Consider the following 20,780-nt stretch of genomic DNA (forward strand, 5'->3'; position numbering starts at 1 on the left):
TTCAGGGAGGGTGGGTTCCGTTCATCATACGTTTCGTATGTTCAAGTACGGAACAAAGTCTCCCCGGCCCGCTATTCCAGCGGGTGACCCCCTGATTAAGGTGTGGTGACCTTCACACGCGCCGCCACCGGCAGGTGGTCGCTGCCCGTCTGCGGCAGCGTCCAGGAGGTGACCGGTTCCACGCCCTTCACCATGATCTGGTCGATCCGCGCCATCGGGAACGACGCGGGCCAGCTGAAGCCGAAGCCGCTGCCCGCCGCGCCCTGCGTGGAACGCATCTGGGAGGTCACGGCGTTCAGCGAGCGGTCGTTCATGGTGCCGTTGAGGTCGCCGAGCAGGACCACCCGGGTCAGCTTCTCGTCGGCGATCGCCTCGCCCAGCGCGTCCGCGCTCTTGTCGCGCTGCCGGGCGGTGAACCCGGCCTGGAGCTTCACCCGCACCGACGGGAGGTGGGCCACGTAGACGGCGACCTGCCCCTCCGGCGTCGCGATCGTCGCCCGCATCGCGCGCGTCCAGCCCAGCTTGATGTCGACGGGCTTCACCCCGCTCAGCGGGTACCTGCTCCACAGACCGACCGTGCCCTGCACCGAGTGGTACTTGTACGTCGCCGCCAGCGCCTTCTCGTAGACCGGCACCGCCGTGGCGGTCAGCTCCTCCAGGGCCAGCACATCGGCCTCGGACGCGGCCACGTCACGGGCGGTGCCGGCCGGGTCCGGGTTGTCGGCGTTGACGTTGTGGGTGGCGACGGTGAGATCGCCGCCGCTGCCGGTCCGGTCGACGAGGAGGCCGCCGAAGAGGTTCGTCCAGACCACGGCCGGCAGCACGACGGCGATCAGCGCGGTCGCCGACCTGCGCACCAGCGCCAGCACCAGCAGCACCGGCACGAACAGGCCGATCCAGGGCAGGAACGTCTCCGTGAGACTGCCGAGGTTGCCGTAGCGGTTGGGGATGCGCGAGTGCACTCCCATCACCAGCGCGAACACCAGCGCGAACCCGGTGAGGACCAGACCCCGCCGCCAGATGCGCGGATCACCGCGCCAGCCCGCGCCGATCCGGCCGAGCAGAGTGCCGATCAGGCGCCGGAGCCGAACTCCCCGAGGCTCGGGACCCGAGCCTCCGTTGTCGTCCGTCTCCGTCATGTACGCCTGCTGCGCCATACCGTCGCCTCACTGCCTGCCTTGCACACCGTCCGTTCCCCCGGGTACGACCCTAGGGGATGATCGGCTTTGTTCTCGCCGTCCCGTGACGGCCGTACGGGCACGAGGACGACCGGGGCGGTCCCGCGGGTTCCGGTCCCGGGGCACAGGGCCCGGTCTGTGACGAAACGCGCACATTCGGGTTACCCGGTCGCGGAACTGACGGGGCGTAGTCCGTCGAGGAGCGTGTCGACGATGCGCGCGGGGAGGTCCTCGGGAAGGTCGGCGTCAGGACGCATGATCGCGCGGACGAGCATGGGCCCCACGAAGATGTCGTTCAGCAGTTCCACATCCAGGTCGGCGCGCAGTTCGCCGTTCTCCTGACCCCGGCGCAGGACCTCGACGGCCATCCTGCGCCGGGGTTCTATCGCCGTGTTGTGGTACGCCGCCCAGATCTTCGGGCTGCTCTTCATCTGGGCGTGGACGTTGTGCAGGATCGCCGAGGAACGGTTGGCGAGGCCGCGCAGCCGCAGCGCCTCGAGGAGCATGATCAGGTCGTCGCGCAGGGACGTGCCGGGGAGTTCGGGATCCTGCGGTTCGGCGGCGCGCAGCACGTCGACGAAGAGCTCCTCCTTGCCGCTCCACCGGCGGTAGATGGCGGCCTTGCCGACGCCGGCGGTACGGGCGATGCGTTCGATGGAGATCTCGGCGAGCGAGACGCCGTCCTCCAGCAGCTTCATCGTGCCCTCGATGATGGCCCGTTCCACGGCCTCGCTCCGGGGCCGCCCCCGCACGGGCTGCTCCCCGCCCACGCCCATGTCCCCGACGGTGGTCCCCCTGTCGGCGAGGCTCACGTGTTCGATCCTTTCGTCACAGTGCGGGAATTGTCGCCCAGGGGGCGGGTGGGGCGGCGATTCCCGGCCGCCCCGGACACCGCCCCTACGGCTTCGTCCGCACCAACTCCCCCTCCTCCGCCGCGTCCTTGGGCGCGGACTTCGGCCTGCCCGGCAGGAACACGGCCACCACGACCGCGCCCACGGCCGCGACCCCGGCCCCGCACAGGGCGGTGACGTGCATCGCGTGCAGGAAGGCGTCGTTGGCGGGGGTGATCAGCACCTTGCCCTGGTCGCCGAGTTTCGCGGCGATCCCGAGAGTCGCCTCGATGGACTCGCCCGCCGTGTCGCGCAGGGCCGCCGGCAGCGTGCCGAGGTGGCCCTCGATGCCGCTGCGGTACGACGCCGACAGCACCGAGCCGAGTACGGCGATGCCGAGCGCGCCGCCGAGCTGGCGGAAGGTGTTGCTGAGCGCGGAGGCGGAGCCGGCCTTCTCGCGGGGCAGGGCCTGCATGATGACCACGCTGGTGGGGGTCATGACGTGGGCCATCCCGGTGCCCATGCAGAAGAAGACGATCTCCAGGAGCCAGATCGGGGTGTCGGCGTCCAGCGTGGCGAACGCGGCCAGGGTCGCCGCGAGGACGACCATCGCCGCGGTGGTCGTGGCCCGCACCCCGAAGCGGTCGACGACCAGCCGGGCGCGCGGCGCGAAGACCAGCTGGGCGGCGGCCAGCGGCAGCAGGAGCAGGCCGGACTGCAGCGGGGAGTAGCCGCGCACGCTCTGGGTGTAGAAGACCGAGAAGAAGGTGACGCCCATCAGCGCGAAGAAGACCAGCGTGATGACGGCCATCGCGGCCGAGAACACCTTGTTCTTGAAGTAGTCCATGTCGACGGACGGATGGTCGCTGCGCTTCTCGAACACCACGAACGCGACGAGGACGAGCAGACCGGCCCCTATGGTCGCCAGCACGGTCGGGTCCGTGAAGTCGGCCAGCTCGCCGCCCTTGATGATGCCGTAGACGAGCAGCACCAGGCCGACGACCGACAGGACGACGCCGACGAGGTCGACGCGGCCCGGGTTGGGGTCGCGGGACTCGGGCACCAGCCACAGCATCAGCCCGAACGCGAGCAGCACGATCGGCACGTTGATCAGGAAGACCGAGCCCCACCAGAAGTGGTCGAGGAGGAGACCGCCGGTGATGGGGCCGATGGCGATGGCGAGCCCGACACCGCCCGCCCAGATACCGATCGCCTTGGGCTGCTCCTCGCGCTCGAAGACGTTCATCAGGACGGCGAGGGTCGCGGGCATCACGAAGGCGGCCCCGACGGCCATCAGCGCGCGGAAGGCGATGAGCTGGGCGGGCGAGCCGGACTCCGCGGCGAGCGCGGAACCGATGCCGAAGACGGCGAGTCCGCCGAGCAGGACCTTCTTGCGGCCGAGCCGGTCACCGAGGAGACCCGCGGTGAACAGCAGTCCCGCGAAGACGAGCGTGTAGGAGTTGATCGCCCACTCCAGCTCGCTCTGGGTGGCTCCGAGGCCGGTCGGGGCGGGTGTCGAGATCGTCTTGATCGCGACGTTCAGGATCGAGTTGTCGAGCACCACGATCAGCAGGCTCAGCATCAGGACACCGAGGATCGCCCAACGACGCCGGTGCACCGCTTCCGGTATCCGCGGAGCGGTGGGGACGGCAGGAGTAGTCATGGCGTCGAGCGTAGGGCATTTCCGATACGAGACCGTCTCGTATCGATTCCTCTTACCGTTTTTCTTACTGAGGCTTTACCCACAGGAGGCGCTCTGGCTCTCCCTGGCACGAGGTGCCACCATGGGTGGTGGTCCGGGGACGCCGTGAGGGCGCCTCGAGATGACGTAAGGAGCCGTTGCAATGACGCAGCTTTCGGCTGCCCACACCAATGCCCCCGACGGCAGCAAGGCGCTGTACGGAGGCAAGGGCACACGCCGTATCACCGTCCGCGACATCGCCCTCGCCAAGGAACGCGGCGAGAAGTGGCCCATGCTCACCGCCTACGACGCGATGACCGCCTCCGTCTTCGACGAGGCCGGGATCCCCGTGATGCTGGTGGGCGACTCGGCGGGCAACTGCCATCTGGGGTACGAGACGACCGTGCCCGTCACCCTCGACGAGATGACCATGCTGTCGGCGGCGGTCGTACGGGGCACCACCCGTGCGCTGATCGTCGGCGACCTGCCCTTCGGCTCCTACCAGGAGGGACCGGTGCAGGCGCTGCGCTCGGCGACCCGTCTGGTGAAGGAGGCCGGGGTCGGGGCCGTGAAGCTGGAGGGCGGTGAGCGCTCGCACCGCCAGATCGAGCTCCTCGTCGAGTCCGGCATCCCGGTCATGGCGCACATCGGCCTCACCCCGCAGTCCGTGAACTCGATGGGCTACCGCGTGCAGGGACGCGGCGAGGAGGCGGCCCAGCAGCTGCTGCGCGACGCGAAGGCCGTGCAGGACGCGGGCGCGTTCGCGGTGGTGCTGGAGCTGGTTCCGGCCGAGCTGGCCGCCGAGGTCACCCGGGTGCTGCACATCCCGACCGTCGGCATCGGCGCCGGGCCGGAGACGGACGCCCAGGTACTGGTGTGGACCGACATGCTCGGGCTGACCGGCGGACGGGTGCCGAAGTTCGTCAAGCAGTACGCGAACCTGCGCCAGGTCATGGGCGACGCGGCGAAGGCGTTCGCCGAGGACGTCGTCGGCGGAACGTTCCCGCTGGACGAGCACAGCGTCCACTGAGCCATTTCCGCACCACCGCAGCCCGCCGATCTTCCCCCGTCGGCGGGCTGCGCTCTTTCCCCCGGTGACTGTCGGGAGGATGTCGGTGCTGTCGGCGTCCTGTCGGTGGTTTGTCGGTGGGGGTCGGCAGAGTTCCTGTCATGACGCGAATCGACAAGAACCCCAGTGGCGCGGGAAGCGCTGTAACCGTTCGGGGGTTGGTCAAGCACTACGGCGAGACCAAGGCACTGGACGGCGTCGACCTCGATGTACGGGCCGGAACCGTGATGGGGGTGCTCGGGCCGAACGGCGCCGGGAAGACGACCCTCGTGCGGATCCTGTCCACCCTGCTGGCCGCCGACAGCGGGCAGGCGACCGTCGCCGGCTACGACGTCCTGCGCCAGCCCCGGCAGCTGCGCCGGGTGATCGGACTCACCGGGCAGTACGCCTCCGTGGACGAGAAGCTCCCCGGGTGGGAGAACCTCTACCTCATCGGGCGGCTGCTCGACCTGCCCCGCAAGGACGCCAGGACCCGCGCCGACGAGCTGCTGGAGCGGTTCTCGCTCACCGAGGCGGCCAAGCGGCCCGTGAGCACGTACTCCGGCGGTATGCGGCGCCGGCTCGACCTCGCCGCGTCGATGATCGGCCGGCCGCAGGTGCTGTTCCTGGACGAGCCGACCACCGGGCTCGACCCGCGCACCCGCAACGAGGTGTGGACCGAGGTCAAGGCGATGGTCGGGGACGGGGTCACCGTCCTGCTGACCACCCAGTACATGGAGGAGGCCGAGCAGCTCGCCTCCGAGCTGACCGTCGTCGACCGGGGCAAGGTCATCGCCGGCGGCGGCATCGAGGAGCTGAAGGCCCGGGTCGGCGGCCGGGCGCTGCGGATACGGCCCGCCGACCCGCTTCAGCTGCGGCCGCTGGCGAGCTGGCTCGACGATCTCGGCATCACCGGGCTCGCCACCACCGTCGTGGACACCGAGCGCGGTTCCGTGCTGGTGCCGGTGCTCAGCGACGAGCAGCTCACCGCCGTGATCGGCGCGGTCAGCGCGCGCGGGATCACGCTCACCTCCCTCACCACCGAACTGCCCAGCCTGGACGAGGTCTTCCTGTCCCTCACCGGCCACCGCGCGAGTGCCCCGCAGGACGCCCGGCCCACCGAGACCCGCGAGGAGGTCGCCGTATGAGCGCGGCCACGATCGACATCAGCACCACAGCCGACGCGCGCATCCCGTTGCGCAGCCACCTCCGGCACACCGGCGCCCTGATCCGCCGCAACCTGCTGTGGATCCGGCAGGACCCGGAGTCGATGTTCGACGCCGTCCTCTTCCCGGTGATCTTCACCCTGCTGTTCGTGTACGTCTTCGGCGGCTCGATCGGGCAGTCGCTGGGCGGCGGGCAGGAGGCGTACGTGCAGTACGTCATTCCCGGGCTGCTGGCCATGATGGGGATGAACATGGCGCAGGGCGTCGGCACCGGCTTCAACACGGACTTCAACTCCGGGGTCATGGACCGCTTCCGGTCGCTGCCCATCGGACGCGGCTCGGTGCTCTTCGCCAAGATCGTCGTCGAGCTGATGCGCATGCTGGTCGCCTGCGTGATCCTCATGGTGGTGGCCGTCCTGGTGGGCTTCGACATCACCCACTGGCCCGGTCTGTTCGCCGCCGTGGGGCTGGCCACGGTGTTCGGCTCGGCGCTGATGTGGGTGTTCCTCACCCTCGGCGTGGTGATGAAGAGCGCGCAGTCCGTGCAGGCGATGGGCTTCCTGGTGCTGATGCCGCTCCAGTTCGGCTCGTCGATCTTCGCCCCGACCCGGTCCATGCCCGGCTGGCTCCAGAACTTCACCGAGTACAACCCGCTGTCCTCGCTCGCGGACGCGGCGCGCGGACTGATGGTGGGCGGACCGGTCGCGCACGGACTGTGGGTGACGCTGGCCTGGTCGATAGGGCTCACCGCGGTGATGGCGCCGGTCGCGATCCACAAGTTCCGCACGAAGACCTGAGCCGGGGCGCCGGGCGGCTGACGGCCGCACGCGTCACGGCCGGTCGCGCCGGCACGCGTCACAACAGGGCGGTGGCCTCCTCGTAGGAGAGGCCGCCGCCCTCGGCGTACGCGCTCTCGAACTCCGCGTCGCCGAGCGCATCGCGCGTCCTGGCCACCGCCAGGTCGCGCGCCTCGCGCTCCACCCTCGGGGGGACGTGCCGCGGCGACAGCAGGGTGTCGGCGGCGCCCAGGCAGCGGGCCGCGTCGGCGGCGCGGCCGCCGCCGTCGACGCCGGAGAGGGCGGTCGCGGCGATGAAGAGATAGAAGGAGCGCATCTGCGGGGCCATGGCCACGGACAGTGGATCCGTGGCCCGTTCCAGGGCGGTCCGGATGCCGGTCAGGGCCTGCGCGGACAGGCCGTCGAGCGCGTCCAGCCAGGCCTGCGCGCCCAGGATGAACGCGTCGAAGACGGCGAAGTGACCGAGGTCGAACTGCTCGCGCAGCAGGCTCAGTTGCTCGCGGGCCTCGACGCGGCGCCCGGTGGCGCCCAGCCAGCCGGCGAGGAAGAGCCGGGCGAAGTGCATGGCCTCGTTGACCCCGCGCTCCTCGCCGGCGATCGCCTCGCGCAACATGCGCTCACCCCGCTCCTCGTCACCCGCCTCCAGCAACGCGCTGCCCAGCCGGGCGGTGAGAACCGCCGACTGGGAGCGGGCGCCGAGCCGTTCGGCCTGCTCGATGGCGCCCTCGTAGTCGGCGGCGGCCTCACGGTAGGACCCGAGGCGTTCATGGGCCTCGGCACGGGCGGAGAGAGCCTCGGCGGTGCCCCAGGCGTCGCCCAGGCGCTGGAAGATCTCCAGGGCCTCGGCCGCGTCACGGAACGCGCTGCCGGCCCAGTCGGCGCGGTTGGCGAGGATGTTGGCGCGCATCTGGAGGCAGGAGGCGAGCTCCCACTCGTAACCGGGCGTCCGGCGGCAGGTGTCGACGTTGGCGTCGATGATCTCGCGGATGCGGTTCGGGTCGCCGGTCATCATCACGGCGAAGAACCAGAGCATCCCGGGTGCGCGGCAGGTCTGCGGCAGGCCGGGCTCGTAGGCCGCGGCGATCAGGCGCAGCTTGGCCTGCGACGTCGCGGTCTGCCAGGCCTCCATCTCGGTGTCCATACAGGCCAGATGGGCCAGGTGGACACCGCGCCGGGCCTCCTCGAGGATCTCGCCGGTCATCGGCGGCGGGGCGTCGATGCAGGACTTCCACACCGGCGCGGCCGGGCGCAGGGGTTCCGCGAACGGGTCGGGGCCGAGGGCCATGACCTCGACGCACCAGGTGCGGGCCTCTATGCGCAGGTCGCGCATCTGCCAGTACCAGACGAGGGACAGGGTCAGGCAGAGCGCCTCCTGCTCGTCCCGTGCCGCGACGGCTCGGCCCAGCGCGGTGCGCAGGTTCTCGTACTCCAGCTGCAGGCGGTCGATGGCGTCCCGCTGACCGGGGCCGCGCAGCAACGGATCGGTGGCACGGGCGAGTTCGCGGTAGTACGTCAGATGCGCACGCTCGGCGGCCGCCCGCCGCCCCGACTCGTCCAGCCGCTCGCCCGCGTACTCGGCGACGGTCTCCAGAAGCCGGTAGCGCATGTCGCCGCGGGGCCCCGGAGCGGCGACGACGAGCGACTTGTCGACGAGCGAGGCGAGCACGTCGAGGGCGGCGAGGGAGTCGTGGCCCGCGCGGGAGCCGGCGATGGCCGGGCCGCACACCGCTTCGACGGCCGCGAGGTCGCAGCCGCGGGCGAAGACCGACAGGCGGGCCAGGACGTCGCGTTCCTCCTCGTCGAGCAGGTCCCAGGACCAGTCGACGACGGCGCGCAGGGTCTGCTGGCGGGGCAGGACGGTTCGGCTGCCGGAGGTCAGGAGGCGGAACCGGTCGTCGAGCCGGTCGGCGATCTGGCGGGGCGTCAGCATCCGCAGCCGGGCGGCGGCGAGCTCGATGGCGAGCGGCAGACCGTCGAGCCGGCGGCAGATCTCCGCGCAGGCCGCCGCGGTCTCCTCGTCGGCGTCGGGCCGGAAGCCGGGACGGGCGGCCGCGCCCCGGTCGGCGAGCAGTCGCAGCGCCATCCGCTCCGGCAGCGGGGCCAGCGGACGCAGCACCTCCCCGGGCACGCCGAGCGGTTCACGGCTGGTGGCCAGCACCGTCACCTCGGGGCAGCGCGCCAGCAGCTCCTCGACGAGCCGGGCGGCTGCCTCGACCACGTGCTCGCAGTTGTCGAGGACGATCAGCATGCGGCGTCGGGCGCAGTGCTCGACCAGACGCTCCAGGGGGTCGTCGTGGCGCTCGGCGGCGACCCGCATCTCCTCGGCGCCCGCGCCGTACAGCACGGTCTCGCGGGCCCCCACGGCGGTGAGGACGGCCTGCGGCACCGCGTCCGGGTCGGCGACGGGCGCGAGCTCGGCCAGCCAGACGCCGTCGCGCGCGGTGTCCCGTACGGTCTCGGCGGTCTCCTGCGACAGCCGGGTCTTGCCGGCCCCGCCGGGCCCCAGCAGCGTGACGAGCCGCGCGTTCGCGAGGTCCCCCCGGATGGCCGCGATGTCGTCCTCCCGGCCGACGAAGGAGGTGAGGCGGGCCCGGAGGTTGCCGAGGGGCGGGGACGGCGGGGCGGGACGATCCGGCGAGGGCGCCCGGCCCGGGGTCGCGGACAGGACGGGACCGGACGGTCCCCCGGCGGCGCCCGGATCGCCGGCGTCGAGCAACTCCGCGTGCAGGGCGCGCAGTTCGGGGCCGGGGTCGGTGCCGAGGCGATCCGCGAGCAGCCGCCGGACCTCGTCGTAGGCGACCAGCGCCTGAGCGGTGCGGCCCGCCTCCCGCAGCGCGCGCAGCCGCAGGGCCTGGAGGGGCTCGTCGAGCGGGTGGGCGTCGCACAGGGCGGTGAGTTCGGGCACCGACCGCTCGGCCTGGCCGAGGGCGATCGCGGCGGTGTGCCGGGCGCGCACCGCGTCGAGGCGGCGGGCCTCCCGGCGGGCCGCCTCGGCGGCGCGGTCGGGCAGGTCGGCGAGGGCCGGGCCCTGCCACAGGGCGAGGGCGTCGTCGAGGACGACGGCCGCCTTGGCGGGGTCCCCGTCGGCGAGCGCGCGGATGCCGTCGGCGGTCAGCCGCTCGAAGCGGTGCAGGTCGACGTCGTCCGGGGCGGCGGCCAGCCGGTAGCCGCCCTCGGCGGAGTCGATCGCGCCCGCCCCGAGGGCCCGGCGCAGCCGGCCGACCAGTGCCTGGAGCGCGCCCGGCGCGTCGGCGGGCGGGTCGCCGGCCCACACCTCCTGCACGAGCAGCCCGGCGGGAACGGTCCGGCCGGCCCGCAGCGCCAGCACGGCCAGCAGGGCGCGCAGCCGCGCGCCGCCGACGGCGACGGGGACGCCGTCCGGACGCAGTGCCTGGGTGGTGCCGAGAATGCGGTAGCGCACGGGGTCCATTCTCTCCGGTGGGATCGAGGTCGGTCACGGGGTTTCGGCGGGGTGGCGCGAGCCGGTTCCCGCACGTTTCGTGTCCCCGGAACCGGGGGCCGGCCACGAGACGTTTTCCCGGTATGCCCGGGCCGGGTACGGTCGGGCAGTTCCACACCCGCGTACGACCTCAGGGGGCCCCATGACCACCGCCACCACCCGCAGCGCCGAGCGGAGGATCAGCCCCGTCTTCCTCGGCATCCTGGCCGTGACGGCGGTCACCGGCTGGGCGACCTGGACGGGGTTCGCCGAGCAGCCGGGCGTGGCGGTGTTCCTGTTCGTGACGGCCGCCTGGATCGTGTCCCTGTGTCTGCACGAGTACGCACACGCCCGTACCGCCCTGCACAGCGGTGACATCTCGGTCGGCGCCAAGGGATATCTCACGCTCAACCCGCTGAAGTACACGCACGCCCTGCTCAGCGTGGTGCTGCCGGTGCTGTTCGTGATCATGGGCGGGATCGGTCTGCCGGGCGGTGCGGTCTTCATCGAGCGGGCGCGGATCCGGGGGCGGTGGCGGCACAGTCTGATCTCGGCGGCCGGCCCGCTGACGAACGTGCTGTTCGCGGTGGTGTGCACGGCGCCGTTCTGGCTGGACGCGCTGGACGGCGTGCCCGCCGACTTCCGGTTCGCGCTCGCCTTCCTCGCCCTGCTCCAGGTCACGGCGGCGATCCTGAACTTCCTTCCGGTGCCCGGCCTGGACGGCTACGGGGTCGTCGAGCCCTGGCTGTCGTACGACATCAAGCGGCAGGTGGAGCCGTTCGCGCCGTTCGGCCTGCTCTTCGTGTTCGCGCTGCTGTGGGTGCCGGCGGTGAACGGGGTCTTCTTCGACATGGTCGACGCGGTGCTGCGCGCTCTCGGGATCGGCGACCTCGAGACGTACTGCGGCCAGTCGCTGTACCGCTTCTGGCAGGGCACGAACGAGTACTGCGCGGTCAGCCGCTGACGTCGGCCCCCGCGGCCCTGCGCGCCTTCTCCCGCTTCATGTAGTACCAGGTCATGTTGGAGGACAGGCCCGCGAGCAGTACCCACACGACGCCCAGGAAGCTGCCCTGGACGAAGGAGACGACCGCCGCGGCCACGGCGAGTACGCAGACGACGAGGGTGTAGAGGGCGAGTCGCCGGGTGGGGCTGGGCGGGGGCAGGGGGGACATGGGTCCGGTTCTCCTGTCGGGGGGACACTGCTGGGCCGGCTCCGATGGGCCGACTACGACCAGTGTCCCCCATGCGCTCATACGTCCGTGACGCGCAGGCCCGCGTGGGCCTTGTAGCGGCGGTTGACGGAGATCAGGTTGGCGACCAGGGACTCCACCTGGTGGGCGTTGCGCAGCCGCCCGGCGAAGACACCGCGCATCCCGGGGATCCGGCCCGCCAGCGCCTGCACGAGCTCGACGTCGGCCCGCTCCTCGCCCAGCACCATCACGTCGGTGTCGATCTCGTCGATCTCCGGGTCCTGGAGGAGGACCGCCGAGAGGTGGTGGAAGGCGGCGGCGACGCGGGAGTCCGGCAGCAGGGCGGCGGCCTGCTGGGCGGCGCTGCCCTCCTCCGGCTTCAGCGCGTAGGCGCCCTGCTTGTCGAAGCCGAGCGGGTTGACGCAGTCGACGACCAGCTTGCCGGCCAGTTCCTCGCGCAGGGATTCCAGGGTCTTGCCGTGACCGTCCCACGGCACGGCGACGATCACGATGTCGCTGCGGCGCGCGGTCTCGGCGTTGTCGGCGCCCTCGACGCCGTTCCCGAGCTCGTCGGCGGCGGCCCGGGCACGGTCGGCGGCACGCGAACCGATGATCACCTTCTGGCCGGCCCTGGCGAGCCGGTAGGCGAGACCCTTGCCCTGCGGGCCGGTCCCACCGAGCACGCCGACGACCAGTCCGGAGACGTCGGGAAGGTCCCACGGGTCCTTGGCGGGAGCCTTCGCCGGGGCGGCCGCGGAGGCGTTCTGTGCACTGTCGGTAGAGGTCATGGGCCGACTTTACGTGGGCGTGCGGAGCGGCCCTTCGTCATGTCGGGTGAACGAGGGGCGAACCCCGGGCGGACGGCGGCCGGTTGCGGCACGATGCGGCCGCATGGACGCCGTACGGGTCGCGCTGCTGCGTGAAGTGCTCGCCGGGACCGAGTGGCTGGGGGCCACCCGGAGGTTCGCCGGCGTGCTGCGCGGGTCGGTCGTGTCGCACGGCGGCGGGCTGCTGCTGGTGGGCACGGCGGCGTACGAGCCCTGGCACCTCGCGGCGCATCTGGTGGACGAGGCCGCGTGGTCGGGCACGCCGGAGCTGGCGCCGACCCTCGTACGGCATGACGCGCGTCCGTCCGACCCGGCGCATCTCGCGGTCGGCCTGGGCCGGATCGAGGCGGCCCGGCGGGGCGAGACGCTGCTGGTGGCGTCGCCGTCGGGGGACGCGCCGCTCCTCGACCGGGTGTCGGACGCCCGGCGGGCCGGTGTCATGATCCTGGCCCTCGGTCCGGGCGAGGGGGAGCTGACGGCCCTGGCCCACGAGACGCTGGCCGTGCCGGACGGCTCCGAGCTGGACCTGGACACCGTGCAGCACCTGGTGAGCGCGGCCGCCGGCGAGACGCTGCCCCCGGCGCGAGGGCGCCGGCGTTTCGCCGACCGGCTCTCCCACCTGGCCGAACGCCTGACGGCACCGCCCCCTCCCCCCTGGTGACCTGCCCACCCGCCGGCCGACCCGCCGGCCGGCCCGCCGACCCGCCGGTGCCGCCGAAAAGCAGTTGCCCGGCGCTCCGGTCCCGCCCGAGCATGGCCTCTCGTGACCGACGACGCCGTCCCCTCCCCCGCGCCTCCCGCTCCCTCCGGTCTGCGGGCCCTGCTCCCGGATCTCGCCCCCTGGCGGGCCTCGCGGGACTTCCGGCGGCTCTGGGTCTCGGGCACGGTCTCGACCTTCGGCAGCTTCCTCACCTTCGTGGCGCTGCCGGTGCAGTTGAAGGAGCTGACCGGGTCGGCCGCGGCGGTGGGGGCGATCGGGGCCGTGGAGCTGGTGCCGCTCGTGGTGTTCGGCCTGTACGGCGGGGCCCTCGCGGACGCGTGGGACAAGCGCCGGCTCATCGTGTGGACGGAGGCCGGGCAGGGACTGCTCAGCGCGGTCCTCCTGGTCAACGCGCTGCTGCCGGGGCCCGCGGTCTGGCCGCTGTACCTCGTCGCCGCGCTCTCCTCCGCCCTCGTCTCCGTGCAGCGGCCCGCGCTGGACTCGCTGTGGCCACGGATCGTCGCCCACGAGCAGCTGCCGGCGGCGGCCGCGCTGAACGCGTTGCGCTGGACCGTGGGCGGGGTCGCGGGACCGGCCGTCGCCGGTGTCGTCGTCGCGTACGCGGGCCTCGGCTGGGCCTACGCCGCCGACCTCCTCACCTTCGTCGTGTCGGTCGCCCTCGTGGTCCGCATCGCCGCCTCCCCGGCCGCCCACGAGGCGGCGAAGCCCTCCCTCCGGGCCATCGCCGAGGGCGCCCGGTACGCCTGGGGCCGCAAGGAGCTCCTCGGCACGTACGCCGTCGACCTCGCCGCGATGTTCCTCGCCATGCCGCTCGCCGTGCTGCCGTTCCTCGCCGACGAACTCGACGCGGAGTGGTCGCTGGGGCTGATGTACGCGGCCGTGCCGGCGGGGGCGTTGGTGGTGAGCCTGACCAGCGGCTGGACCTCACGGGTGCACCGGCACGGGCGGATGGTGGTGCTGTCGGCCGCGCTGTGGGGCGGGGCGATCGCCGTCGCCGGACTCGCCGGCAACGTCTGGCTGGTGCTGCTCTGCCTGGCCCTCGCGGGCGGCTTCGACATGGTCAGCGGCATCTTCCGCGGGGTCATGTGGAACCAGACGATCCCGGACGAGCTGCGCGGACGGCTCGCCGGGATCGAGCTGCTGTCCTACTCCGTGGGGCCGACGGTCGGCCAGGTGCGCAGCGGCGGTCTGGCGGCCTGGCTGGGGGTGCGGACGTCCGTGTGGTCGGGCGGGGTGCTGTGCGTGGGCGCGGTGGGGCTGCTGGCGCTGTGCCTGCCGGCGCTGATGACGTACGACGTGCGTACGAACGAACACGCGGCGCGGCTGCACGCCAAGAGGTCGGCAGCCGCACCGGCAGTGGACGTGTGACGGGTCGGGCGACCGGCCGGGCGATCGCCGGGGGGGTCAGTCGTCGTCCGTGGCGCCGGCCGCCGGGGCGTCGTGCCACTTGGGGTCGTTCTCCCACTCGAGGTTGCGCTCGCGGGCGGTCTGCATCGCGTGCTCGGCCTCCGCGCGGGTGGCGTACGGGCCGAAACGGTCCTTGGCCGGGCACTCCGGCCCCTCCTCGACCTTCTTGTGCTCCAGGCAGTAGTACCACTCGCCCGGTTTCCCGACGGTCCGCTTCTTGAACAGGGGCATGACGGCTCCTCTCGCCATCGACATGTTCCCCCATGGCCGCTCGTTAGACTCACTGGCATGTCTGGCCAGTCGCTGCTCGTCCCGGGGGAGCTGTCCCCCCTCCGTTCGGTGCCCGGAAACATCCGCCGCCCCGAATACGTCGGCAAGCCCGCCCCGACGCCGTACACCGGGCCGGAGGTGCAGACGCCCGAGACGATCGAGGCGATGCGCCGGGCCGGCCGGATCGCGGCGCAGGCGATGGCGGAGGCCGCGAAACTGATCTCACCGGGGGTCACCACCGACGAACTGGACCGGGTGGCGCACGAGTACATGTGCGACCACGGCGCCTATCCGTCGACGCTGGGCTATCGCGGCTTCCCGAAGTCCCTGTGCACGAGCGTCAACGAGGTCATCTGCCACGGCATCCCGGACTCGACGGTCCTGCGCGACGGCGACATCGTCAATCTCGACGTGACGGCGTACATCGGCGGGGTGCACGGCGACAACAACGCCACGTACCTGGTCGGGGACGTGGACGAGGAGTCGCGGCTGCTGGTGGAGCGGACCCGGGAGTCCCTCGAGCGGGCGATCAAGGCGGTCCGGCCCGGCCGGCAGATCAACATCATCGGGCGGGTCATCGAGTCGTACGCCAAGCGGTTCGGGTACGGCGTGGTGCGGGACTTCACGGGGCACGGGATCAACTCGTCGTTCCACTCCGGGCTGATCATCCCGCACTACGACAGCCCGCACGCGACGACCGTCATCCAGCCCGGGATGACGTTCACGATCGAGCCGATGCTGACGCTCGGCACGCACGAGTACGACATGTGGGACGACGGCTGGACGGTCCTGACGAAGGACCGCAGGCGGACGGCCCAGTTCGAGCACACGCTGGTGGTGACCGGGACGGGGGCGGAGATCCTCACACTGCCGTAACGGAATCCGGAGGCCCGTTCCCTGCTGGGGGCGGGTCTTTTCTTGTACGCTTTTACCGACACAGCGTCGGCAAACCCATTGACTTAGGTAAGCCTTACCTTAAAGGATGTGGGCATGGACTCGTTCTCGACACTCATCCGCACGGCCTCCCACGAGCAGCACGTGGAGGCCGAGACCTCGACGTTCATGAGCGACCTCCTCGGCGGCCGGCTCGGTGTCGAGGCGTACGCGCGCTACACCGAGCAGCTCTGGTTCGTCTACGAGGCGCTGGAGGCAGGCGCCGAGCGGCTGGCCGCGGACCCGGCGGCCGGGCCCTTCATCCAGCCCGAGCTGTTCCGGCTGCCGGCCCTGGAGCGGGACCTCACGCATCTGCGGGGCGCCGGATGGCGGTCGGGCCTGTCGGCCCTGCCGGCGACCGAGGCGTACGCGGCGCGGGTGCGGGAGTGTGCCGAGCGGTGGCCGGCCGGATACATCGCCCACCACTACACGCGCTACCTGGGCGACCTCTCCGGCGGGCAGATCATCCGCGACAAGGCGGAGCGGACCTGGGGCTTCGAGCGCAAGGGCGACGGCGTCCGCTTCTACGTCTTCGAGGAGATCGGCAACCCGGCGGCGTTCAAGCGGGGTTACCGGGAGCTGCTGGACGGGGTGCGCGCGGACGACCTGGAGAAGCAGCGGATCGTGAGCGAGTGCAAGCGCGCCTTCGCGCTGAACACCGACGTCTTCCGGGCCCTGGGCGAGGAGTTCCCGCTCTCGGCGTGAGCCGGTGGCCGGCCTCGCGGGCGGACGCGGACGGGCCGGGCCCCCTCGCTCACGACGAGGGGGCCCGGCACCGGATCAGAAACGGTCGCAGTGCTTGCCGGCCCAGAAGATGTCGGCCGAGACCGTGTCGACCGCGCCGATGTACGGGCTGCAGACACCCTTGTCCTCGCCGAAGTGGTGGTGCTGGCGGGAGTCCTCGTGGTGCTGACGGGGACCCTCGTCGGCGGTGGCGGCCGTCGCGCCGGTGGCGGCAAGGGCGACACCCAGGACGGTGGCGGCGAGGACTGAACGGATACGCATGGCGTTCCTCTCACGGGGCTCAGTGGTCACGCCCAGAGGTCCCCGTTCGTCCCCTCCCGCACGCGCCACACCACCCGTACGGCCGTGCAGAAGTACGCGAACGCCCGCGACCGGCCCTAAGGTTCAGCGCTCCAGGAACACCCGGCCGCCCACCTCCACCCACCCGTACGGCTGCGGAGCCGTCAGGATCTGGGAGCCCGCGCCCTGGGTGATGTTCAGGGCACGGCCGAGCCGTTCGGTGAGCAGCAGCGCCGGCGCGCCCGCCGCCTCGACCTCGTCGATGCCGTCGCCGCGGCCGGGGAAGCCGCGGGCGCGGATCCGGCCGGCCGGCTCGTCCTCCCAGGCCCAGGCATAGATCCAGTCGCCGGCCGGCGGCACGGGCAGGTCGTCGACCTCGGCGGCGGTGGCGTACCGGTGGAACACGCACGGCGGGGCCCACTCCGCGCGCGCCTCGATCCAGGTGAACTCCCCGTCCAGGCGGGTGCCCACGGCGCCGGCCGGCGTGACGAGTTCGGGGACGTCGAGCAGCCAGGCGACGCCCACGCACGAGTGGTCCGCGAAGGACAGGCGGCCCGTGGGCGTGTAGACGTCGATGATCCCGCGCTCGGGATCGTCGACGAACACCGTCTCGCCGAAGCCGAGTTTCGCCGCGAGGTCCTGCCGGTCCTCGCGGTCCGGCAGCACCGAACCCTCGCGGACCACGCCCAGTTCATTGCCGTAGCCGCCGTTCGGCGCGCAGAAGACGCGGAGCACGTCGTAATCAGTCACCGGGGAATTGAAGCATCGTCGGGCAACCGATCCATGGCGGGTGAAGGTTAGGCTAACCTAAGCTTCGGCCATGACCGTCCTGGACAAGCCCGCCGGCACCGGTGGCTCCGCCGACACCGCCGCCCCCGCTCCCCCGGCCGGCCGGAAGAGACACGGCGCCGCCGGGCTGCTGACCGCCGGCCTGGTCCTGACGCTTCTCGTGCTCGTGCCGGTGGCCGGCGGACTCGGCGCCTATCCAGTCCCGCTCGGGGACGTGCTCTCCTCCGTGCAGCACCGAACGGGCCTCGGGGGGCACGAGTTGGACCGGGTCGCGGAGTCGGTGCTGTGGAACGTACGTTTCCCGCGCATCGTGCTCGCGCTGCTCGTCGGCGCCTCACTGGGGTGCGCGGGCGCGCTGATGCAGGGCGTGTTCGGCAACCCGCTCGCCGAGCCCGGCGTCATCGGGATCTCCTCGGGCGCGGCCGTCGGCGCGGTCGCCTCGATCGCGTTCGGCCTGGACTTCCTCGGCAACTGGACGGTGTCGGCGTTCGCGTTCGCCGCCGGGCTCGGCACGGTCCTGCTGGTGTACGTGATGTCGCGCTCCGGCGGCCGCACCGAGGTCGTGACGCTGATCCTCACCGGGATCGCCGTGAACGCCTTCGCGGGGGCGCTGATCGGGCTGTGCCTGTTCTTCGCGGACACGGCGGCGATCCAGCAGATCACCTTCTGGCAGCTCGGCTCGCTGTCCCAGGCGACCTGGCCGAAAGTGCTCGCCGTACTGCCCTGTGCGGCGCTGGGGCTCGCGCTCGCGCCCCTGTACTCGCGCCGTCTCGACCTGCTGGCGCTCGGCGAACGGCCGGCCCGGCACCTGGGCGTGGACGTGGAGCGGCTGCGGATCGTGCTGATCCTGGTCGTGGCGTTGCTGACGGCGGCCGCGGTGAGCGTGTCCGGGATCATCAGCTTCGTCGGGCTGGTGGTCCCGCATCTGCTGCGCATGGCGGCGGGGCCGGGGCATCGCTTCCTGGTGCCGGGCAGCGCGTTGCTGGGGGCGGTGGTGTTGCTGGCGGCGGATCTCGCGGCCCGCACGGTCGCCGTCCCGGCCGAGCTTCCGCTCGGTGTCCTGACGGCCCTGCTCGGCAGTCCGTTCTTCTTCTGGCTGTTGCGCAGGACACGGCGCCGCCAGGGCGGTTGGGCTTGAGCTCCGCCCTCCCCGGGCTCAGCTCCTCTCCTGTCGCACGGGTGCCGGCCGGCCGTGGCCGGTCGCGCGGTTCCCCCCGCCCCTCAGGTGCGAGCCGCGCCCGGCCCCCCGGCCCCCGCACCACCAGCAACTCGTCCGTGCGGCGTTCGGTGATCGGCGTCGCCTTCTCAAGGGGTTCGTTCATGAGACTTCTCCGTCGTCGGTCCTCGCCTCCCGGGGGTGTGGCGCCCGGCGATCTGCTGGCCGAGGCCGCAGGGCTGCATGTGCGGCTCGGGGGGCGGGAGGTGCTTCGGGGGGTGGATGCCGAGGTGCGGGCCGGTGAGGTGCTCGCGCTGGTCGGGCCCAACGGGGCCGGGAAGTCGACGCTGCTCGGGGCGCTCGCCGCCGATCTGCCGGCCGCGCGGGGTGTCGTACGGATCCTGGGCCGTCCGGCCACGGAGTGGACCGCGCCGGAGCTGGCCCTGCGGCGGGCCGTGCTGCCCCAGGCGGCCGCGCTCTCCTTCCCCTTCACCGTGGAGGAGGTCGTCCGGATGGGGCGCGCGCCGCACGCCTCCTCCCCCGCCGAGGACGACCGCACGGTCGCCGGGGCGATGGCGGCCACCGAGGTGAGCGGCTTCGCCGAGCGGCCCTTCTCCGCGCTGAGCGGCGGCGAGCGGGCCCGGGTCGCGCTGGCCCGGGTGCTGGCGCAGCGCGCTCCGCTGCTGCTCCTCGACGAGCCGACCGCCGCCCTGGACCTGAGACACCAGGAACTGGTGTTGCGGCTGTGCCGGGAAAGGGCGCGTGAGGGGGACGCGGTGGTCGTGGTGCTGCACGATCTGGGGCTCGCCGCCGCCTACGCGCACCGGGTCGCGATCCTGTGCGCCGGACAGGTGGCGGCGGACGGTCCGCCGGGCGAGGTGTTCACCGAGCGACTGCTCTCGGAGGTCTACGACCAGCCGGTCGAGGTGCTTGCGCACCCCCGGACGGGAGCCGTGCTGGTGACCCCGAAGCGGAATCTTTGAATCTCCTTTGACCATCCCTTGGGGTCCGTTTTGAGTCACCGTGATCGGCTCGTGCTCATACGGCGTCTATGAGAGGTGAATCACTGCACGGGCGGGTATTACGCAGGTAAGCCTTGGATAAGTTAGGCGAGGCTCACCAAACCCTGTGAGCCGCGTCACGCCATTATTCAGCCATCGCTGGGAGCCCGAATGCGAGCCGCCAGACTGTCCGTCGTCACCGCCGTCACCGCCGTGACCGCACTGACCGCCGTCACCGGCTGCACCTCGAAGAGCGACGCGAAAGACGGCGACCGCGTCATCAGCGTGACCGCCACCGACGCCAAGTGCGTGACCTCCAAGAAGGAGATCTCCGCCGGACACGTCGAGCTCGCCATCGAGAACAAGGGCTCCAAGGTCACCGAGGTCTACATCCTCTTCCCGGACGACCGGATCGTCAGCGAGCGGGAGAACATCGGCCCCGGCACCAAGCAGCGGGTCACCGCCGAGGTGAAGGCCGGTTCCTACCAGATCGCCTGCAAGCCCGGCATGAAGGGCACCGGCATCCGCCAGGACCTCAAGGTCACCGGTGGCTCGGTCGCCAAGCGTGACCCGCGCCTGGACAAGGCCGTCGCCGCCTACCGCGAGTACGCGCAGGAGCAGGCCGACGCCACGCTGCCGCTCGTCGCGACCTTCGTGGCGGCCGTCAAGGCCGGCGACCTCGAGGCGGCCAAGGCGGCCTACGCGCCCTCCCGCATCGGCTGGGAGCGCACCGAGCCGGTCGCCGAGTCCTTCGGCGACATCGACCCGAAGGTCGACGTCCGCGCGGACGGCCTGGAGGCCGGCCAGACCTGGACCGGCTGGCACCGGCTGGAGAAGGCCCTCTGGCAGGACAAGAAGATCACCGACGCGGAGAAGACCCTCGCCGGCCAGCTCACCACCGACCTGACCGACTGGCAGAAGCGGGTCGGCAAGGCCGAGATCACCCCGACCTCCATGGCCAACGGCGCCAAGGAGCTCCTCGACGAGGTCGCCACCGGCAAGGTCACCGGCGAGGAGGAGCGCTACTCGCACACCGACCTCGTCGACTTCAAGGCCAACGTCGAGGGCGCCCAGAAGTCGTACGAGCTGCTCAAGCCGGTCGCGAAGGAGAACGACGCGGCCCTGGTCACCGAGCTGGACAAGCAGTTCGCCGCGCTGAACACGCTGCTGGACAAGTACCGCCCGAACACGTCCTCGTACGCGTTCACCTCGTACGAGAAGGTCGGCGCCGCCGACCGCAAGGAACTGTCCGACGCGGTCAACGCGCTCGCCGAGCCGCTGTCCAAGCTCGCCGCCGCCGTCGCGAAGTAACGGAGGGGCCAGG

The 20,780-nt window shown here is 72.0% G+C and carries 20 protein-coding genes; 11 read left to right on the forward strand and 9 right to left on the reverse strand.

Annotated elements, in window-relative coordinates; all coding sequences use genetic code 11:
* Positions 1-95: 95 nt before the first annotated feature.
* From ABT070_RS01370 to ABT070_RS01380, 3 genes are all read right to left on the reverse strand, one after another.
* A complete protein-coding gene (locus ABT070_RS01370) occupies positions 96-1,157 on the reverse strand; it encodes an endonuclease/exonuclease/phosphatase family protein (protein ID WP_351752996.1) in 1,062 nt (353 codons plus the stop codon).
* Between the two features lie 182 nt (positions 1,158-1,339).
* A complete protein-coding gene (locus ABT070_RS01375; RefSeq protein WP_351754386.1) occupies positions 1,340-1,954 on the reverse strand; it encodes a TetR/AcrR family transcriptional regulator in 615 nt (204 codons plus the stop codon).
* 121 nt (positions 1,955-2,075) lie between these two features.
* Positions 2,076-3,671 (reverse strand): MFS transporter, encoded by a 1,596-nt coding sequence (locus ABT070_RS01380; protein WP_351752998.1) that lies wholly within the window; start codon positions 3,669-3,671, stop codon positions 2,076-2,078.
* A gap of 181 nt (positions 3,672-3,852) precedes the next feature.
* Between ABT070_RS01380 and panB the strand changes: the two genes are divergently transcribed.
* The 3 genes from panB to ABT070_RS01395 all read left to right on the forward strand — a co-directional run bounded on the left by panB (position 3,853) and on the right by ABT070_RS01395 (position 6,700).
* The gene (gene panB, locus ABT070_RS01385; RefSeq protein WP_351753000.1) at positions 3,853-4,719 is read left to right on the forward strand and encodes a 3-methyl-2-oxobutanoate hydroxymethyltransferase; all 867 of its coding nucleotides are present in this window, start codon (positions 3,853-3,855) and stop codon (positions 4,717-4,719) included.
* A gap of 140 nt (positions 4,720-4,859) precedes the next feature.
* Positions 4,860-5,885 carry an ATP-binding cassette domain-containing protein gene (locus ABT070_RS01390; protein ID WP_351753002.1) on the forward strand — a complete coding sequence of 342 codons (1,026 nt, stop codon included), beginning with the start codon at positions 4,860-4,862 and terminating at the stop codon, positions 5,883-5,885.
* Entirely contained in the window at positions 5,882-6,700 is an 819-nt protein-coding gene (locus ABT070_RS01395) for an ABC transporter permease (protein WP_351753005.1), read from the forward strand. Before ABT070_RS01390 ends, ABT070_RS01395 begins: the two co-directional genes overlap by 4 nt.
* A gap of 58 nt (positions 6,701-6,758) precedes the next feature.
* Here ABT070_RS01395 and ABT070_RS01400 read toward each other — a convergent pair whose 3' ends face one another.
* Positions 6,759-10,130: an ATP-binding protein gene (locus ABT070_RS01400; RefSeq protein WP_351753007.1), complete on the reverse strand. Its 3,372-nt coding sequence runs from the start codon at positions 10,128-10,130 to the stop codon at positions 6,759-6,761.
* Positions 10,131-10,302: 172 nt separating this feature from the next.
* Between ABT070_RS01400 and ABT070_RS01405 the strand changes: the two genes are divergently transcribed.
* Positions 10,303-11,103, forward strand: coding sequence for a site-2 protease family protein (locus tag ABT070_RS01405; protein ID WP_351753009.1), 801 nt, complete (start codon positions 10,303-10,305; stop codon positions 11,101-11,103).
* On the opposite strand, the gene ABT070_RS01410 is transcribed toward ABT070_RS01405, so the two are convergent.
* Positions 11,093-11,311, reverse strand: coding sequence for a hypothetical protein (locus tag ABT070_RS01410; protein ID WP_351753012.1), 219 nt, complete (start codon positions 11,309-11,311; stop codon positions 11,093-11,095). The genes ABT070_RS01405 and ABT070_RS01410 overlap by 11 nt on opposite strands.
* A gap of 77 nt (positions 11,312-11,388) precedes the next feature.
* Complete coding sequence (npdG, locus tag ABT070_RS01415; protein WP_351753014.1) at positions 11,389-12,117, reverse strand: NADPH-dependent F420 reductase; 729 nt, start codon at positions 12,115-12,117, stop codon at positions 11,389-11,391.
* 103 nt (positions 12,118-12,220) lie between these two features.
* On the opposite strand from npdG, the gene ABT070_RS01420 reads away from it, so the two are divergent.
* Both ABT070_RS01420 and ABT070_RS01425 read left to right on the forward strand, forming a co-directional pair.
* Positions 12,221-12,817, forward strand: a complete 597-nt coding sequence (locus ABT070_RS01420; RefSeq protein ID WP_351753017.1) for a hypothetical protein — start codon at positions 12,221-12,223, stop codon at positions 12,815-12,817.
* A 102-nt stretch (positions 12,818-12,919) separates the two neighbouring features.
* Positions 12,920-14,245, forward strand: coding sequence for an MFS transporter (locus ABT070_RS01425; protein WP_351753020.1), 1,326 nt, complete (start codon positions 12,920-12,922; stop codon positions 14,243-14,245).
* A gap of 36 nt (positions 14,246-14,281) precedes the next feature.
* Here the strand turns inward: ABT070_RS01425 and ABT070_RS01430 are convergent, their stop codons facing one another.
* On the reverse strand, positions 14,282-14,515 hold the full coding sequence (locus tag ABT070_RS01430) for a hypothetical protein (RefSeq protein WP_351753022.1): 234 nt from the start codon (positions 14,513-14,515) through the stop codon (positions 14,282-14,284).
* Positions 14,516-14,572: 57 nt separating this feature from the next.
* Between ABT070_RS01430 and map the strand changes: the two genes are divergently transcribed.
* Together map and ABT070_RS01440 are read left to right on the forward strand one after the other, a co-directional pair.
* Positions 14,573-15,430 carry a type I methionyl aminopeptidase gene (gene map, locus ABT070_RS01435; protein ID WP_351753025.1) on the forward strand — a complete coding sequence of 286 codons (858 nt, stop codon included), beginning with the start codon at positions 14,573-14,575 and terminating at the stop codon, positions 15,428-15,430.
* A gap of 114 nt (positions 15,431-15,544) precedes the next feature.
* Positions 15,545-16,192 (forward strand): biliverdin-producing heme oxygenase, encoded by a 648-nt coding sequence (locus tag ABT070_RS01440; RefSeq protein WP_351753028.1) that lies wholly within the window; start codon positions 15,545-15,547, stop codon positions 16,190-16,192.
* 75 nt (positions 16,193-16,267) lie between these two features.
* On the opposite strand, the gene ABT070_RS01445 is transcribed toward ABT070_RS01440, so the two are convergent.
* Both ABT070_RS01445 and ABT070_RS01450 read right to left on the reverse strand, forming a co-directional pair.
* Positions 16,268-16,492, reverse strand: a complete 225-nt coding sequence (locus tag ABT070_RS01445; protein ID WP_351753031.1) for a hypothetical protein — start codon at positions 16,490-16,492, stop codon at positions 16,268-16,270.
* A gap of 123 nt (positions 16,493-16,615) precedes the next feature.
* A complete protein-coding gene (locus ABT070_RS01450; protein WP_351753034.1) occupies positions 16,616-17,260 on the reverse strand; it encodes a PhzF family phenazine biosynthesis protein in 645 nt (214 codons plus the stop codon).
* Between the two features lie 70 nt (positions 17,261-17,330).
* On the opposite strand from ABT070_RS01450, the gene ABT070_RS01455 reads away from it, so the two are divergent.
* The 3 genes from ABT070_RS01455 (at position 17,331) to efeO (ending at position 20,767) form a co-directional block, all read left to right on the forward strand.
* On the forward strand, positions 17,331-18,437 hold the full coding sequence (locus ABT070_RS01455) for a FecCD family ABC transporter permease (RefSeq protein ID WP_351753036.1): 1,107 nt from the start codon (positions 17,331-17,333) through the stop codon (positions 18,435-18,437).
* A 182-nt stretch (positions 18,438-18,619) separates the two neighbouring features.
* Entirely contained in the window at positions 18,620-19,438 is an 819-nt protein-coding gene (locus ABT070_RS01460) for a heme ABC transporter ATP-binding protein (protein WP_351753039.1), read from the forward strand.
* 189 nt (positions 19,439-19,627) lie between these two features.
* Positions 19,628-20,767 (forward strand): iron uptake system protein EfeO, encoded by a 1,140-nt coding sequence (gene efeO, locus ABT070_RS01465; RefSeq protein WP_351753042.1) that lies wholly within the window; start codon positions 19,628-19,630, stop codon positions 20,765-20,767.
* Positions 20,768-20,780: the final 13 nt, after the last annotated feature.

Origin of the sequence: Streptomyces sp. NPDC002884, from assembly GCF_040295245.1 — a bacterium.
Taxonomy (GTDB): domain Bacteria; phylum Actinomycetota; class Actinomycetes; order Streptomycetales; family Streptomycetaceae; genus Streptomyces.